The sequence below is a fragment of the Chromobacterium haemolyticum genome (assembly GCF_002081825.1).
Classification (GTDB): Bacteria; Pseudomonadota; Gammaproteobacteria; order Burkholderiales; family Chromobacteriaceae; genus Chromobacterium; species Chromobacterium fluminis.
On record NZ_MUKU01000004.1, the window covers coordinates 117,511 to 132,241 of the forward strand.

The 14,731-nt window shown below is 61.3% G+C and carries 15 protein-coding genes; 3 read left to right on the forward strand and 12 right to left on the reverse strand.

Features of this window, described 5'->3' with window-relative positions:
- Window positions 1-50: 50 nt before the first annotated feature.
- On the reverse strand, window positions 51-593 hold the full coding sequence (locus B0T39_RS03985; protein ID WP_081544911.1) for a hypothetical protein: 543 nt from the start codon (window positions 591-593) through the stop codon (window positions 51-53).
- Window positions 577-1,206 (reverse strand): SURF1 family protein, encoded by a 630-nt coding sequence (locus B0T39_RS03990; RefSeq protein ID WP_254894483.1) that lies wholly within the window; start codon window positions 1,204-1,206, stop codon window positions 577-579. The genes B0T39_RS03985 and B0T39_RS03990 overlap by 17 nt, the downstream gene beginning before the upstream one ends.
- 91 nt (window positions 1,207-1,297) lie before the next feature.
- Here B0T39_RS03990 and B0T39_RS03995 point away from each other — a divergent pair, with 91 nt between their 5' ends.
- Entirely contained in the window at window positions 1,298-1,495 is a 198-nt protein-coding gene (locus B0T39_RS03995) for a DUF2909 family protein (protein ID WP_019102806.1), read from the forward strand.
- Window positions 1,496-1,552: 57 nt separating this feature from the next.
- On the opposite strand, the gene B0T39_RS04000 is transcribed toward B0T39_RS03995, so the two are convergent.
- From B0T39_RS04000 to B0T39_RS04030, 7 genes are all read right to left on the reverse strand, one after another.
- Window positions 1,553-2,416, reverse strand: a complete 864-nt coding sequence (locus tag B0T39_RS04000; protein ID WP_081544913.1) for a cytochrome c oxidase subunit 3 — start codon at window positions 2,414-2,416, stop codon at window positions 1,553-1,555.
- 21 nt (window positions 2,417-2,437) lie between these two features.
- A complete protein-coding gene (locus B0T39_RS04005; protein WP_081544914.1) occupies window positions 2,438-2,614 on the reverse strand; it encodes a DUF2970 domain-containing protein in 177 nt (58 codons plus the stop codon).
- The gene (locus tag B0T39_RS04010) at window positions 2,611-3,165 is read right to left on the reverse strand and encodes a cytochrome c oxidase assembly protein (protein ID WP_081544915.1); all 555 of its coding nucleotides are present in this window, start codon (window positions 3,163-3,165) and stop codon (window positions 2,611-2,613) included. Before B0T39_RS04010 ends, B0T39_RS04005 begins: the two co-directional genes overlap by 4 nt.
- Window positions 3,166-3,175: 10 nt before the next feature.
- Window positions 3,176-4,813 (reverse strand): cytochrome c oxidase subunit I, encoded by a 1,638-nt coding sequence (ctaD, locus tag B0T39_RS04015; protein ID WP_081544916.1) that lies wholly within the window; start codon window positions 4,811-4,813, stop codon window positions 3,176-3,178.
- Window positions 4,814-4,851: 38 nt separating this feature from the next.
- Window positions 4,852-5,904, reverse strand: a complete 1,053-nt coding sequence (gene coxB, locus B0T39_RS04020) for a cytochrome c oxidase subunit II (RefSeq protein ID WP_254894484.1) — start codon at window positions 5,902-5,904, stop codon at window positions 4,852-4,854.
- 240 nt (window positions 5,905-6,144) lie between these two features.
- Window positions 6,145-6,783, reverse strand: coding sequence for a dethiobiotin synthase (bioD, locus tag B0T39_RS04025; RefSeq protein ID WP_081544918.1), 639 nt, complete (start codon window positions 6,781-6,783; stop codon window positions 6,145-6,147).
- Between the two features lie 297 nt (window positions 6,784-7,080).
- Window positions 7,081-8,889: a 2-isopropylmalate synthase gene (locus tag B0T39_RS04030; RefSeq protein ID WP_081544986.1), complete on the reverse strand. Its 1,809-nt coding sequence runs from the start codon at window positions 8,887-8,889 to the stop codon at window positions 7,081-7,083.
- Window positions 8,890-9,124: 235 nt separating this feature from the next.
- Between B0T39_RS04030 and asd the strand changes: the two genes are divergently transcribed.
- Together asd and B0T39_RS04040 are read left to right on the forward strand one after the other, a co-directional pair.
- Window positions 9,125-9,967 carry an archaetidylserine decarboxylase gene (gene asd, locus B0T39_RS04035; RefSeq protein ID WP_043636836.1) on the forward strand — a complete coding sequence of 281 codons (843 nt, stop codon included), beginning with the start codon at window positions 9,125-9,127 and terminating at the stop codon, window positions 9,965-9,967.
- A 181-nt stretch (window positions 9,968-10,148) separates the two neighbouring features.
- Window positions 10,149-11,210, forward strand: coding sequence for a ferritin-like domain-containing protein (locus B0T39_RS04040; protein ID WP_081544919.1), 1,062 nt, complete (start codon window positions 10,149-10,151; stop codon window positions 11,208-11,210).
- Between the two features lie 76 nt (window positions 11,211-11,286).
- On the opposite strand, the gene ilvC is transcribed toward B0T39_RS04040, so the two are convergent.
- The 3 genes from ilvC to ilvB are packed head-to-tail and all read right to left on the reverse strand — an operon-like array spanning window position 11,287 to window position 14,632.
- Entirely contained in the window at window positions 11,287-12,303 is a 1,017-nt protein-coding gene (gene ilvC, locus B0T39_RS04045; protein WP_043589528.1) for a ketol-acid reductoisomerase, read from the reverse strand.
- A 59-nt stretch (window positions 12,304-12,362) separates the two neighbouring features.
- Entirely contained in the window at window positions 12,363-12,854 is a 492-nt protein-coding gene (gene ilvN, locus B0T39_RS04050) for an acetolactate synthase small subunit (RefSeq protein ID WP_019101853.1), read from the reverse strand.
- A gap of 11 nt (window positions 12,855-12,865) precedes the next feature.
- Window positions 12,866-14,632 (reverse strand): biosynthetic-type acetolactate synthase large subunit, encoded by a 1,767-nt coding sequence (gene ilvB, locus B0T39_RS04055; protein WP_081544920.1) that lies wholly within the window; start codon window positions 14,630-14,632, stop codon window positions 12,866-12,868.
- Between the last annotated feature and the right edge of the window lie 99 nt (window positions 14,633-14,731).

A 14,731-nucleotide genomic window follows, 5' to 3' on the forward strand; every position in this document is an offset into this window, starting at 1 on the left:
CCAACAAACTGCGAAAGCCACGGGCCGTACGGGCCAGCGGCCAAATGGACTTAACCGATGCCGTTATTGGTTTTCAGCACGCGACCTATTTCCTGGATCACTTTCTTGGGGTCCGCGGCGTCGGGATAAAACAGCACTTGGTTGCCCAGCGGGTCCACCAGATAGTAGCCGCTGTCGTCAACGCCGGCCTGCGCGGACTGCACGATGTGAGTGGCGTCCACCTCCTCATGCGCGGCCTCCTCTTGCCAGCCCAGCCGGGTCAGACGACCGGCGGCCTCGCCCTGAGCCCGCTGAATCTGGCGCATCGCGAAAAAGCGCTGCTGGCAGCGCGTCTGGCAGCCGGGCTCTATCCTGGCAGCCAGCACCCACTTGCCGCGCGGCCATCCTTGCGCGCCGACCAAAGCAAACGGACGCGTCGGCAGCAGTTGGCCGTAGCTCTTGCCGCCCTCAGGCGGCATCAGCCGATAAGCGGCCCATGAGGCGAGCACCGGCGCCAGGCAGATGGCCGCCATCAGCAGCAGCTTGAACCGGCCGCGGCGGCGGGACGGCTTGGCGGGCGACGCCTGCTGGGACAGCTCATCGATGCGGCTCATGGGAACGTCTCCTCAACGTATGCAAGGACAGCAGCAAGAGCAGGCCCAATAGCAGCCATTGCGCCGCATAGGCGTAATGGCGCTCCGGCATGAATTCCGGCAGTACCGGCCAATGCCGCAACGGATCCGGCGAGTGCTCCAGCACCACCGCGCCTTGATGCCAATGGCCGGGATAACGCTGACGCAACGCGGCCATGTCGATGGCGTCGACGCGCCCCTCGACGCCGGCCACCGCGCCGGGCAGCACAAAGTGACGCGGCAAGGGCATCCAGTGCCCGCGCAAGGTCAGCGCTTGCGGATCGACGGCGGGCAGCGCCACGCCGTCGGCCAACCAGCCCAGGTCCACCAGGGCCATCGCGCCATCCTCCAGCCGCCACGGCTGCAGCATGCGCCGACCCTTGACCTCTCCCAGGTAGCTGTTTTCCAGTTGCAAAACAGGCCCGGCGGGGTTCGCGCCCGGCAAAGCCACCCGGCTGAACTCCGGCTGAGGGCGGGCTTCCCGATAAATCAGGCTGACCGGCGGCACGCCGATGGCGCTGGTCAACGAGCGCAACAGTTCGGTTTTTTCCTGCGCGCGCTGCCACTGCCAGGCCGCCAGAAAGAAAGGCAACACCGCCATAGCCAATAAACACAGCCAAACCAGCCGTTTGCCGCTAGACTTGAAAGCTGAAGATCGACGGCCCAATCGACCGGGGGATTCCGCAATGAAACTTGTCATTCTGTTCTTGCTCGCCTGCATCGTGCTTGCCCTGTTCTGGGGCCTGACCGGCCTGCTGAAGTCCGATCAAGGCTCTCAACGTCTGGTTCGCTCCCTCACTTTGCGCATCGGCCTGTCCATCGGCCTGTTTCTGCTGCTGCTACTGGGCGCGCTGTTCGGCTGGTGGCGCCCACATCAAGCTTAGCCGAGCCGCCCGTCCACGTCCCCACGCGGCCCCTGGCCTTTGGTCTGGCCGCGCCGCTCACAGCCAGTAGACGAAGACGAACAGCAGCAACCACACCACGTCGACGAAGTGCCAGTACCAGGCCGCCGCTTCGAAGGCGAAGTGGTGCTGGCCATCGAAATGTCCACGCATCACCCTCAGCCACACCACCGCCAGAATAATAGTGCCCAGCAGAACGTGCATGCCGTGAAAGCCGGTCAGCATGAAGAAGGTCATGCCGTAAGCGCCGGATGCCAGGCTCAGGTTCAACTCGCTCATCGCGTGGCCGTATTCATACATCTGCAGACACAGGAACAAAGTCCCCAGCAGTACGGTCAGCAGCAGGCCCAGCTTCAATTGGGCGCGCCGGCCTTGCAGCAGCGCCCAATGCGCCCAAGTCACCATCGCGCCGGAGCTGAGCAGAATTAAGGTATTCAGCGCCGGCAGCCCCCAGGCGCCCATCGCCTGGTAGGGCTTGGTGATGCCCGGCCCGGTGAGCAAGGGCCAGGACGGTTCGAAATCCGGGTACAAGATCTTGTAGTCCATCTCGCCCAAGGTCGGCACCGACACCACCCGCACCCAGTACAAGGCGCCGAAGAAAGCCCCGAAGAACATCACCTCGGAGAAGATGAACCAGCCCATGCCCCAGCGGAAGGACATATCCTCCTTGCCCTGGTAGTCGCCGCGCCGGTTTTCTCGAATCACGTCGCCGAACCAGCCGAACAACATATAAATCAGGATCAACGCGCCCACGCCCAGCGACAGCTTGCCCAAGGGTTGGCCGTTGACGGCGAAGGCCGCTCCCAGTCCCAAGCAGAACAGCGCCACCGCGCCCACCGCCGGCCAGCGCGATGGCTGCGGCACGAAGTAATGCGTCTGTTCCTGTTCGTTCGCTGTCGTCATTGCATACTCCCTGCACACTGATTAGGACGTGGCCAGCCGCACCACCAAGAGCAACACTCCAATAAACGTGGCCGCCAGCAACAACGCGGTCAGTATCAACTGCAACGGCGACAGCTTGCTGTCCTCTCGCGCGTCCGCCTTGCGGCGCACGCCGAAAAAGGCGGACAACACCGCCAGTACTCCTTGCCACGCTCTCATGAGCCCGCTCCCGCATTGCCCGGCACGTCAAACACGGTATAGGCCAGCGTGATGCTGTCTATTGAGGCCGGCAAACGCTTGTCGACGACGAACACCACTGGAAAGCGCCTGGTTTCGCCGGGCGCGAAGGCCTGCTGGCGGAAACAGAAGCACTCCAGCTTCTTGACGTACTCGCCGGCGGCGGCGGGCAGATAGCGCGGAATCGCCTGCCCCACCACCCGCTGGCCGCTGGCGTTGGTGATTTCATACTCCACCTGCACAAACTGGCCGGGCTTCACCTTGAGCCGAGTTTGCAGCGGCCGCACCTGCCACGGCAGGCCGGCCTGGACCGTGGCGTCGAAAGTCATGTCCACCTCGTGCGCCGCCGCGCCGCCACTCGCCACATCGTCCAGGCTGTCCGCCTTGACCACGTCGTTGAGACCGGTGACTTCGCACACAACCTTGTACAGCGGGATCAAGCCCCAGGCGAAAACGAACATCAACAAGGCCACCACCGCCAGCTTCTTCATCAGTTGGCGATTGCTGCGTCCCTGCTTGGCGGCGGCTTCCATGGCATCGTTCTCAGTGGTGCTGGCCGCCGGTGCTGGACACCACAACGCCGTTCTCGATCACTTCCAACTGCGGCGCCTCCACGAAGCTGTGGTAGGGGGCCGGGGTCGGAATCACCCACTCCAGCGTATTGGCGCCTTCCCATGGATGCTGCGGCGCGGGCTTGCCGTGGCGCAGCGAACGCAAAATATTGAACAGGAAGATCAATTGCCCGAAACCGAACATGAAGGCGCCGATGCTGGCCAGCTGGTTGAATTCGGTGAACTGCAGCGCGTAGTCGGGAATCCGCCGCGGCATGCCGGCGAGACCGAGGAAATGCATGGGAAAGAAGGTGACGTTGAACCACAACAAGGACCACCAGAAGTGCAGCTTGCCCAGGCCCTCGTGGTACATCTTGCCCGTCATCTTGGGGAACCAGTAATAGATGGCGGAGAACAGGCTGAACAGCGCCCCGGCCACCAGCACGTAATGGAAATGGGCAACCACGTAGTAGCTGGCGTGCAGTTGGATATCCACCGCCGCCACGCTGAGAGTGACGCCGGACAGGCCGCCGATGGTGAACAGCAGAATGAAGCCGATGGCGAACAGCATGGGGGTTTCAAAGCTCATGCTGCCCTCCCACATGGTGGCCACCCAGTTGAAGACTTTGACCCCTGTGGGCACCGCGATCAGCATGGTCGCGTACATGAAGAACAGTTGAGCGGTGGCCGGCATGCCGGTGGCGAACATATGGTGCGCCCACACCATGAAGGACAGGATGCCGATGCTGGAGGTGGCGTAGACCATGGAGGCGTAGCCGAACAAGGGCTTGCGGGCGAAAGTGGGTATCACCTGGCTGACGATGCCGAAAGCCGGCAACGCCATGATGTAGACCTCGGGGTGGCCGAAGAACCAGAACACGTGCTGATAGAGTATGGGGTCGCCGCCGCCGGCGGCGTTGAAGAAATGGGTGCCGAAGTGACGGTCGGTCAACACCATGGTGACCACGCCGGCCAGCACCGGCATCACCGCGATGATCAGGTAGGCGGTGATCAGCGAGGCCCAGGCGAACATGGGCATCCTCATCATGGTCATGCCCGGCGCGCGCAGGTTGAGAATGGTGACGATGATGTTGATCGAGCCCATGATGGAGCTAACGCCCATGATGTGGATGGCGAAGATGGTCATGTCCATGCCCATGCCCATCTGGGTGGACAGCGGCGCGTACAGCGTCCAGCCGGCCGCCGCCGCGCCGCCGGGCACGATGAAGGACAACAAGAGCAGCAGCGCCGCCGGCGGCAGCAGCCAAAAGCTCCAGTTGTTCATCCGGGCGAAGGCCATGTCCGGTGCGCCTATCATCAGCGGCAGCATCCAGTTGGCCAGGCCGGTGAAGGCCGGCATGATGGCGCCAAACACCATGATCAGGCCGTGTAAGGTGGTGAACTGATTGAACAGCTCAGGCTGGAAGAACTGCAGGCCAGGCTGAAACAGCTCGGCGCGAATGCACAACGCCATCACTCCACCCGACAGAAACATGATGAAGGAGAACCACAGATACATCGAGCCGATGTCCTTGTGGTTGGTGGCCGCCAGCCAGCGCATGATCCCGCGCGGGCGCTCATGGTGCCCCGGCGCGTGCCCGGCATGGCCGGCGTCATCGACAATTGCCATATCGCTCTCCTTGCATGGGTTCGCCGCCGGTCCCGGGCTCAGCCGGTGGCGCCGCGGGCCGTCTTGATCTCTTTGGGCTGCACCAACTCGCCGGTGTGGTTGCCCCAGGCGTTGCGCTCATAGGTGATCACGGCGGCGATGTCGGTATCGGACAGCTGCTTGCCCCAGGCTTGCATCGCCGGGTTCTTCTGGCTGCCAAACAAGACGATGTGGATGTGCGCCGGCTTGTCCGCAGTGGCTATCTTGGAGCCATCCAGCGCCGGGAAAGCGCCGGGCAGGCCCTTACCGTTGGCCTGGTGACAGGCGACGCAGTTCTGGGCGTAGACTTTTTCACCGCGGGCTTTCAAATCGGCCAGCGTCCACACTTTGTTGGGATCATCCGCCGCCGCCGCCATCTGCTTTTTCTTGGCTTCCAGCCACTTGGCGTAGTCGTCCGGCGTCTTGGCTTCCACCACGATGGGCATGTAGCCGTGGTCCTTGCCGCACAACTCGGAACACTGACCGCGATACGTGCCGGGCTTGTCTATGCGGAACCAGCTGTCGCGCAGAAAACCGGGAATCGCATCCTGCTTGACGCCCAATTGCGGCACCCACCAAGAGTGGATCACGTCGTTGGCGGTCAACAGCAGCCGCACTTTCTTGCCGGTGGGCACCACCAGCGGCTCGTCCACTTCCAGCAGATAGTTGACCGGCTTGGCCGCGGTGTTGGCGATGGCCTCGCGCGGCGTGGACAAGTGGCTCATGAAGCCGAAATTATCGTCCAAGTAGTCGTAGCGCCACTTCCATTGATAGCCGGTGACCTTGACCGTCATGTCCTCGCCGCGCGTGCCCTTCTGCGCCAACACCGCCTTGGTGGCCGGCCAGGCCATGCCGATCAGGATCAGCAGCGGGATCACCGTCCAGATGATTTCCACCGTGGTGTTTTCATGGAAGTGCTTGGCCTGGTGGCCGGCGGCTTTGCGATGGCGGACGATGGCGTACATCATCACCAGAAACACCAGCGCGAAAATAACGCAGGTGATCAGCAGCAGCATGGTATGCAGATCGTATTGCTGGCGGGCAATGGGAGTGACAGGGGCTTGCAGATTCAACTCGGCCGCTGACGCGCAGGATATCGGCAGCCAACAGCAAAGGACGCGCATACAGGACATGGAGCCCCCCTAGAAATCCTCAACTGACATGAAATGGTGCTGACTGGTCCGGTCTATTTTCATGACCGGTTAATGGCATGCTAGAAAAAAAGGTCAAGGAAAACAAGAAAATGTCTTGCGGCAACGCAATAAAATATTACGTATGCAAATCCCGGCTCGCTCCGCCCCGCGCGCGGCGGCTCAGTTGGATTCGCCCGCCAGATAGGGCACTTCCAGCAATAACGGCGCCGGCATGTGCCTTTGCAGGGTTTCCAGGTTCTGCTCGTAAGCCTGTTGTTGCGGCACCACTCGATTGGCCACCCAGCCGGCCAAGGGCAGGCCGGCGTCCAGTACCGCGCGCGCGGTCAGCAAGGCGTGGTTGATGCAGCCCAGCCGCATCCCCACCACCAGAATCACCGGCAATTGGAGGGCTTTGGCCATATCGGCCATGAACAGTTGGTCGGACAGCGGGGCCAACCAGCCCCCCGCCGCCTCCACCACCACCACGTCGGCGCAGGCGGCCAATTGCTGGTAATGGTCGACGATCACGTCCAGCCGGATGTCCACGCCGGCCTCGCTCGCGGCGATATGCGGCGACACCGGCGGTAGGAATCGATAAGGATTCATCAGATCCAGATCAGATTGCCCGGTGGCTGCGGTCAACCGCGCCACGTCGTCGTTCCACCAGCTGCCGTCGGCCAGCAGTTCGCAGCCGGAAGCCACCGGTTTCATCGCCAGCACGCGCTTGCCTTCGGCCTGCCATTGGCGGATCAATTGCACGGCGACGTGGGTCTTGCCGATTTCGGTATCGGTGCCGGTGATGAAGAAGGCTGCGGACATGGACGCTTTCCGTAATGGATAGTAGAGAGCTGGCAGTCTAGCGCCGGCCCGTCCGCGCGTAAAACGCAAAAAACCCCGGCTCTGCCGCGCAACGACGCCGACCTCATGGGTCGGCAGTCCGCCACGCGGCCTTGTGAGCCGGGGCCAAATGGGGCGGCCTTGTGGGCCTTATGGACTTCACACTCGATAAAGTGAACTCCCTGGGCCGGGCGGTCTAGCGCTGACTGCGCGCCGACAAGGACGGGATGGAAAACCTTGTCGACGACGCGTCGCGCTGACCGCCTCGGCCGGAAAACCTCATACCAGCGCTTGCGCGTTCAGCTTTTGCTCCTGGTTCATCAATTTGTTCAATGCGGACAGGTAGGCCTTGGCCGAAGACACGATAATGTCGGTGTCCGCGCCCTGGCCGCTGACGATGCGGCCATCGCGCGCCAGGCGTACCGTCACCTCGCCCTGGGATTCAGTGCCCTTGGTGATGGCGTTCACCGAGTACAGCTCCAACTCCGCGCCGCTGGCGGCCACGCTTTCAATCGCCTTGAAGGCGGCATCCACCGGGCCGGAACCGCTGGACTGGGCGCGACGCTCTTCGCCGTGGGCCAGAAACACGATGGAGGCCACCGGCGCTTCGCCGGTTTCGGTGGCGATTTTCAAGGACACCAGCTTGTAATCCTCTTCGCGGCCGGTGCTGAATTCATCCGACACCAGCGCGTGCAGGTCTTCGTCGAAAATCTCGCGCTTGCGGTCCGCCAGCTCTTTAAAACGCGCGAAGGCGGCGTTCAGCGCTTCCTCGCTGTCCAGCACAATGCCCAGTTCGATCAACTTGGTCTTGAAGGCGTTGCGGCCGGACAACTTGCCCAGAGTCAGACGGTTGGTGCTCCAGCCCACCGATTCGGCAGACATGATCTCGTAAGTTTCGCGATGTTTGAGCACGCCGTCCTGATGGATGCCGGACTCGTGGGCGAAGGCGTTGGCGCCGACAATGGCCTTGTTGGGCTGTACAGGGTAGCCGGTCACCGTGGACACCAGCTTGGATGCCGGCACGATCTGGGTGGCGTCGATGCCGGTTTCCAGCGCGAAGATATCCTTGCGTGTGCGCACCGCCATCACCACCTCTTCCAGGCTGGCATTGCCGGCGCGCTCGCCCAGGCCGTTGATGGTGCATTCCACCTGACGCGCGCCGCCCAGCACCGCCGCCAGGCTATTGGCCACCGCCATGCCCAGATCGTTATGGCAATGGGCGGACCAGATCACCGTGTCGCCGCCCGGCGTTTTAGCGATCAGTTCGCGGAAGAAGGCTTCGGTGATGAAGGGCACCGCATAGCCGACGGTGTCCGGCACGTTCAAGGTGGTGGCGCCGGCCTTGATCACTTCGCCGAAGATGCGCGCCAGGAAATTGATGTCCGAGCGCAGCGCGTCTTCGGCGGAAAATTCCACGTCGTCGGTGTATTCGCGGGCGATCTTCACCGCCGCCACCGCCGCCGCCACCACTTCGTCCGGACTCATGCGCAGCTTCTTCTCCATATGGATGGGGCTGGTGGCGATGAAGGTGTGGATGCGGCCGCGCGCCGCCGGCTTGATCGCTTCGCCCGCGGCGCGGACATCGCGCTCGTTGGCGCGGGCCAGGCTACAGACGGTGGAATCCTTGATCACTTCCGCGATGGCGTGGATGGCGTCGGCGTCGCCCGGGCTGGCGGCGGCGAAACCCGCTTCGATGATATCCACGCCCAGACGTTCCAGCTGGCGGGCAATCCGGATCTTTTCTTCCTTGGTCATCGATGCGCCCGGCGATTGCTCGCCGTCGCGCAAGGTGGTGTCGAATATATACAGACGATTGCCCATCTGGCTGTTTCTCCCTGGTCCCTGCATTGCCATTTCCGCGCCTGTCCCGACGCCGATCAGATAATCGTTGAAATCGAAGCGTTTACCCTGGCTGGCCGCCATCACCGCCAGCTTGTTGAGCTGGGCCAATGGCAGGCTGCCGCGTTCTCTCCATTTGTATATCGCCGCCCGAGTCACCGGCTCATCGGCGAACAAGCGATTCAGATCTTCGGCCAGCTGTCCCGGCCCGCCGAAATCCGCAATCAAGCGTTCAATGTCCAATTGCATCATGTGCTCCCGCAGCAAATTTTGATTCAGCCTACCGGCAACCAAGACACAAAGTCAAATCTGCATGTTCAAATCTGTGATTAAAACGTCACACACCATGTCCAAGCGCCATAAATCGGACATTATGTCCATTTTCATTCGAAAACTGATTATTATTTAAGCGACGCACAGACGATCAGACACCGATAGATCGGTTATAATCTTGGGTTTAGTCTGATTGATCGAGGACAAACCAGTGTCCGAACGCCTGTTCGTGCTGTTGCAACATCTGATGCCCAAGCTGGCCATGACCCGGTTCGCGGGCTGCATCGCCAACTGGGAAGGCGGCAGCCTGACGCAATGGATCATCCGTCGCTTCATTGCCCGCTATAAAGTGGACATGAGCGAAGCCGCCGCCAGCGACCCCGCGGCCTACGCCAGTTTCAACGCCTTCTTCACTCGCGCCTTGCGCGCCGACGCCCGCCCGCTGGCGAGCGAACGGCTGGTCTGCCCGGTGGACGGCGCGATCAGCCAGTTCGGCCGCGTAGAACAGGGACAGATCTTCCAGGCCAAGGGCCGCAGCTACTCGGCCCAAGCGCTGCTGGCCGGCGACGCCGAGTGGGCGCGCCGTTTCGACGACGGCCATTTCGCCACCATCTACCTGAGCCCGCGCGATTACCATCGCATCCATATGCCTTGCGCCGGACGCCTGCTGCGGATGAGCTATGTGCCGGGCGAGCTGTATTCGGTCAACCCGGCCACCGCCCGCGGCGTGGACCGCTTGTTCGCTCGCAATGAGCGCGTGGTCTGCCTGTTCGAGGGACAAGACGGCCAGCCCTTCGCTCTGGTGCTGGTGGGCGCCACCATCGTCGGCAGCATGGCCACCGTCTGGCACGGCGTGATCAACCCTCCTCGGCCGGGGCAAATCCGCCACTGGGATTACAGCGATCAAGACATCCGCCTGGCCAAGGGGGAGGAGATGGGTCGCTTCCTGCTGGGTTCCACCGTGGTCTTGCTGTTCCCTCAAGGCCCGCTGAGCTTCAACTCCGCCTGGCAAGCCGCTGGCGCGGTGCGCATGGGCGAGGCAATGGCGGACTGAACCGAGCTCGCCCTCCCCATAAAAAACGCGGCTCGACGCCGCGTTTTATTTTTGTCCGCCCAAACCCTTTCCTACGTAAAAATAACTATCGCGTAGGAATCATCGATTGCCTATCCAAAAATGAAAAGATGCCCTCGGCATTCAGCGCCGAACCGGCATTCATCCTACGGAGAAGGCAACGATGCATATCACCGATGTTTTGCGCAAAACCATCCACAATCCAGCAAGCTGGAGCAAGCAAGAGCTTTACGACAACCTGCAGGCCGCAGTGGATGTGGAGCTGTGGACCATTCCGCTCTACCTGACCACCCTGTATTCGATTCAGGGCTTGAACTCCGGCAATCAGCAGGCTTATCCCACCACCGCCAAACTGATCGAAAGCGTGGTAATCCAGGAAATGCTGCACTTGGAACTGATTTCCAATCTGTGCAATGCGCTGGGCTATTCGCCCCAATACCCCTTCCCCACCTATGAAGCGGCTGAGGGCATCCCCTTCCTCAAACCCGATGTGCCGCCGAAATACGCGGGCTACCAAGTCAAACTAGGGCCGCTGGACATCAACCAGCTGAAGCTGTTCTGTGTGATCGAGCTACCCGAGCCCCCCGGCAAACCGGACTGGCACAAACAAACACGATACAACTCGATAGGCGAGCTGTATCAGGCGCTGGAAATTGCCGTACCCTTGCAGTGGAAAGACCTCTATGTCGGCGCCGCCGCCAATACCAAACAGCAGGCCAATTTCACAGACTACACGCAGAAAAACCAACAAGGCCACGGCTTCAGCCAGACCATCAACACCCTGGACCAAGCACTGGCGGCGATGCAGGCCATCGTCAAGCAAGGTGAAGGCAATCGCTCCACCGAGGAAATCCCTCCATGCGATCAAGCGCCGGCGGAGAGTCCAACAGCTTACGATCCCAGCGACTTCGACCCGTCGCAAAGCCACTTTTTGAAATTCAACCTGATCCTCGACCTGCTGCGCCTGGGGTCCAACCCCTGGATTCCCGCTACCTATCCGCTGATTCCCCACCCCGACAAACAGCAGTTGGCTGAGCAGGCAATGGCACAGCGCCAGCTTCAGGACGGCTTTCGCGCCTTCATGTCCGAGTTGCAAACCGGCTTCAACACCGCACAAGCCAATCAGCAGATGCCGGGCAGCTTCTACAGCAGCATGTTCAACTTGCAGAGCCTGATCACCGCCGTTTGGCAAGCCGGCGCAACGCCGGCGTTTCCCAGCCACTGAGCCGGATGTGGAGACAGCATGAGAAAAGCCGGGCGCGACGCCCGGCTTTTCCATGCCGCCAGATCAAACCGACAGATCAGTTCTTGGACTGGTCCACCAGCTTGTTCTTGGCGATCCACGGCATCATCGCGCGCAGTTCGGCGCCGACTTTCTCGATCGGGTGATCGGCGGTCAAACGGCGACGCGCGGTCATGCTCGGATAGTTGGTCTTCCCTTCCAAGATGAACATCTTGGCGTATTCGCCGGACTGGATGCGGTACAGCGCCTTCTTCATCGCGTCCTTGGTGGCGGAAGTCACCACTTCCGGGCCGGTCACATACTCGCCGTACTCCGCATTATTGGAGATCGAGTAGTTCATATTGGCGATGCCGCCCTCGTACATCAGGTCGACAATCAGCTTCAGCTCGTGCAAGCACTCGAAGTAGGCCATTTCCGGCGCGTAGCCGGCTTCCACCAGCGTTTCGAAACCGGCCTTGACCAGTTCCACCGCGCCACCACACAGCACGGCCTGCTCGCCGAACAGATCGGTCTCGGTTTCCTCGCGGAAATTGGTCTCGATCACGCCGCCCTTGGTGCCGCCGTTGGCCGCCGCATAGGACAACGCCACATCGCGGGCCTTGCCGGATTTGTCCTGATAAACCGCGATCAGGGTCGGCACGCCGCCGCCCTTCAGGTATTCGGAGCGCACGGTGTGGCCCGGGCCTTTCGGCGCCACCATGATCACGTCGACGTCAGCCGGCGGCACGATCTGGTTGTAATGGATATTGAAACCGTGAGCGAAGGCCAGCGCCGCGCCCTTCTTCAGGTTGGGCGCGATGTCCTTGCTGTAGACGTCCGGCTGCGACTCGTCCGGCAGCAGAATCATCACCACGTCGGCTTTCTTCACCGCCTCGGCCACTTCCTTGACCTTGTGGCCGGCCGCTTCCGCCTTCTTCCAGGAAGCGCCGTCCTTGCGCAGGCCCACCACGACGTCCACGCCGGAGTCTTTCAGGTTCTGCGCATGGGCGTGGCCCTGGGAACCGTAGCCGATGATGGCGACTTTCTTGCCCTTGATGATGGAGAGGTCAGCGTCTTTGTCGTAGAAAACTTTCATTTGCAATCCTTGATATCGTTTGTTTGGGCGGTCCGGCCTCCGGCCGGCGCCCGCCTGCTTCAGATTTTCAGAACCCGCTCACCCCGACCAATGCCGGATGCGCCGGTACGGACCGTTTCCAGGATCACTGTGCGGTCCACCGCCTCGATGAAGGCGCCGAGCTTTTCGCTCGTACCGGTCAGCTCGATGGTGTAAGTCTTTTCCGTCACGTCGATGATGCGTCCGCGGAAGATGTCGGCCATGCGCTTCATCTCCTCGCGGTCCTTGCCAGTGGCGCGGACCTTGATCAGCATCAGCTCGCGCTCGATGTGTTCGGATTCATTGAGGTCTATCACCTTGACCACCTCGATCAGCTTGTTGAGCTGCTTGGTGATCTGCTCGATGACTTCGTCGGAACCGTGAGTGACGATAGTCATGCGCGACAGCGTCGGGTCCTCGGTCGTGGACACTGTCAGCGAATCAATGTTGTAGGCACGGGCCGAAAACAGGCCCACCACGCGGGACAATGCGCCCGCTTCGTTTTCCAGAAGAATGGATAGGATATGTCGCATACCGGCTGGCCTCAACACATATTGCCGTAGTCACGGTTGTTCTCGAAAGGCACGCTCTGCACCTCGCTCATGTGCGCGGGCAGGTCCATCTGGTCCAGACCCTTGCCGTTCTGCACCATCGGGAACACGTTCTCGGACTGGTCGGTACGGAAATCCAGGAATACCAGGCGCTCCTTCAGCTTCTGGCTGAACGCCTCCTTCAATACCGGCTCCACGTCGGCGGGGTCTTCCACCTTGAAGCCGATATGACCGTAAGCCTCGGCGATTTTGACGAAGTCCGGCAGCGCGTCCATATAGGATTCGGAATAGCGCGTGCCGTAGAAGAACTGCTGCCACTGGCGCACCATGCCCAGGTAGCGGTTGTTCAGCGCCACTACCTTCACCGGGGTATGGTATTGCTTGCAGGTGGACAGTTCCTGAATATTCATCTGGATCGAGCCTTCGCCGGTGATGCAGGCGACGGTGGCGTCCGGATTGGCCATCTGCGCGCCCATCGCGGCCGGCAGGCCGAAGCCCATGGTGCCGAGGCCGCCGGAGTTCAGCCACTGTTTGGGGCTGTCGAACTTGTAATACTGCGCCGCCCACATCTGATGCTGGCCCACGTCGGAAGTGACGATAGCCTTGCCGCCGGTGATTTCGTACAGTTTCTCCACCACGAACTGCGGCTTGATCAGCTCGCTGGACGGTGTGTACAGCAAACTGTTGTGGCTGCGCCATTCTCCGATCTGCTTCCACCAGCCGGCCAGGGCTTGAGCGTCCGGCTTCTGGCCGGATTGCTTAAGGAGGTCCAGCATGTCTTTCAGCACATGCTTGACGTCGCCGACGATGGGGATGTCCGCCTTCACCCGTTTGGAGATGGAGGACGGATCCACGTCGATGTGGATAATCTTCTTGGGCTGGCTGAGGAAATGCGACGGCACGCTGATCACGCGGTCGTCAAAACGCGCGCCTATGGCCACCAACACGTCGCAGTACTGCATCGCCATATTGGCTTCATAGGTGCCGTGCATGCCCAGCATGCCGAGGAACTGCGGATCTGACCCCGGATAGGCGCCCAGGCCCATCAGGGTGTTGGTACACGGCAGACCCAGCGATTTGACCAGTTCGGTGACTTCGCCCGCGGCATTGCCCTGCACCGCGCCGCCGCCCACGTAAACAAAGGGGCGTTTGGCTTCCAACAGCAGGTTCACCGCTTTCTTGATCTGCCCCGGGTGGCCGCGAGTAGCCGGCACATAGGAACGGATATGCACGCTTTCCGGGTATTGGAAATCCGTGCGGTGCTGAGTGATGTCCTTGGGGATGTCCACCACCACCGGGCCGGGACGGCCGCTCTTGGCGATGTAGAACGCCTTCTTGATGGTGGCGGCGATCTCGTTCACATCCTTGACCAAGAAGTTGTGCTTCACGCACGGGCGGGTAATGCCCACCATGTCCACTTCCTGAAATGCGTCCAGGCCGATGGCCGGGGACGGCACCTGGCCGGACAGCACCACCATGGGGATGGAGTCCATATAGGCGGTGGCAATGCCGGTCACGGCATTGGTCGCGCCGGGACCGGAAGTGACCAGGGCCACGCCCACCTTGTCGCTGGAACGGGAGTAGGCGTCGGCGGCATGCACCGCCGCCTGCTCATGCCTCACCAGCACATGTTTGAATTTGTCCTGCCGGAAAATGGCATCGTAAATTTCCAGCACCGCGCCGCCGGGGTAGCCGAAAACAAACTCGACACCTTCTTCCTGCAGGCAGCGGACAACCGCTTCCGCGCCCGATATCTGCATATCGCCTCTTTGTCTTTGCGTTAGTTTCATCCCGTATCGGACGACCTTATCGTATTGCTTTGAAACCGGTCAAGTGCTTTTGTGCAGGTGCAATATCCC

Excerpts from the sequence above, each read along its gene's own strand:
- B0T39_RS03985 (WP_081544911.1), bottom strand. The coding sequence starts at position 593 with ATGAGCCGCATCGATGAGCTGTCCCAGCAGGCGTCGCCCGCCAAGCCG.
- B0T39_RS03995 (WP_019102806.1), top strand. The coding sequence starts at position 1,298 with ATGAAACTTGTCATTCTGTTCTTGCTCGCCTGCATCGTGCTTGCCCTG.
- B0T39_RS04000 (WP_081544913.1), bottom strand. The coding sequence starts at position 2,416 with ATGACGACAGCGAACGAACAGGAACAGACGCATTACTTCGTGCCGCAG.
- B0T39_RS04005 (WP_081544914.1), bottom strand. The coding sequence starts at position 2,614 with ATGAGAGCGTGGCAAGGAGTACTGGCGGTGTTGTCCGCCTTTTTCGGC.
- B0T39_RS04010 (WP_081544915.1), bottom strand. The coding sequence starts at position 3,165 with ATGGAAGCCGCCGCCAAGCAGGGACGCAGCAATCGCCAACTGATGAAG.
- ctaD (WP_081544916.1), bottom strand. The coding sequence starts at position 4,813 with ATGGCAATTGTCGATGACGCCGGCCATGCCGGGCACGCGCCGGGGCAC.
- bioD (WP_081544918.1), bottom strand. The coding sequence starts at position 6,783 with ATGTCCGCAGCCTTCTTCATCACCGGCACCGATACCGAAATCGGCAAG.
- B0T39_RS04030 (WP_081544986.1), bottom strand. The coding sequence starts at position 8,889 with ATGCAATTGGACATTGAACGCTTGATTGCGGATTTCGGCGGGCCGGGA.
- B0T39_RS04040 (WP_081544919.1), top strand. The coding sequence starts at position 10,149 with ATGCATATCACCGATGTTTTGCGCAAAACCATCCACAATCCAGCAAGC.
- ilvC (WP_043589528.1), bottom strand. The coding sequence starts at position 12,303 with ATGAAAGTTTTCTACGACAAAGACGCTGACCTCTCCATCATCAAGGGC.
- ilvN (WP_019101853.1), bottom strand. The coding sequence starts at position 12,854 with ATGCGACATATCCTATCCATTCTTCTGGAAAACGAAGCGGGCGCATTG.
- ilvB (WP_081544920.1), bottom strand. The coding sequence starts at position 14,632 with ATGCAGATATCGGGCGCGGAAGCGGTTGTCCGCTGCCTGCAGGAAGAA.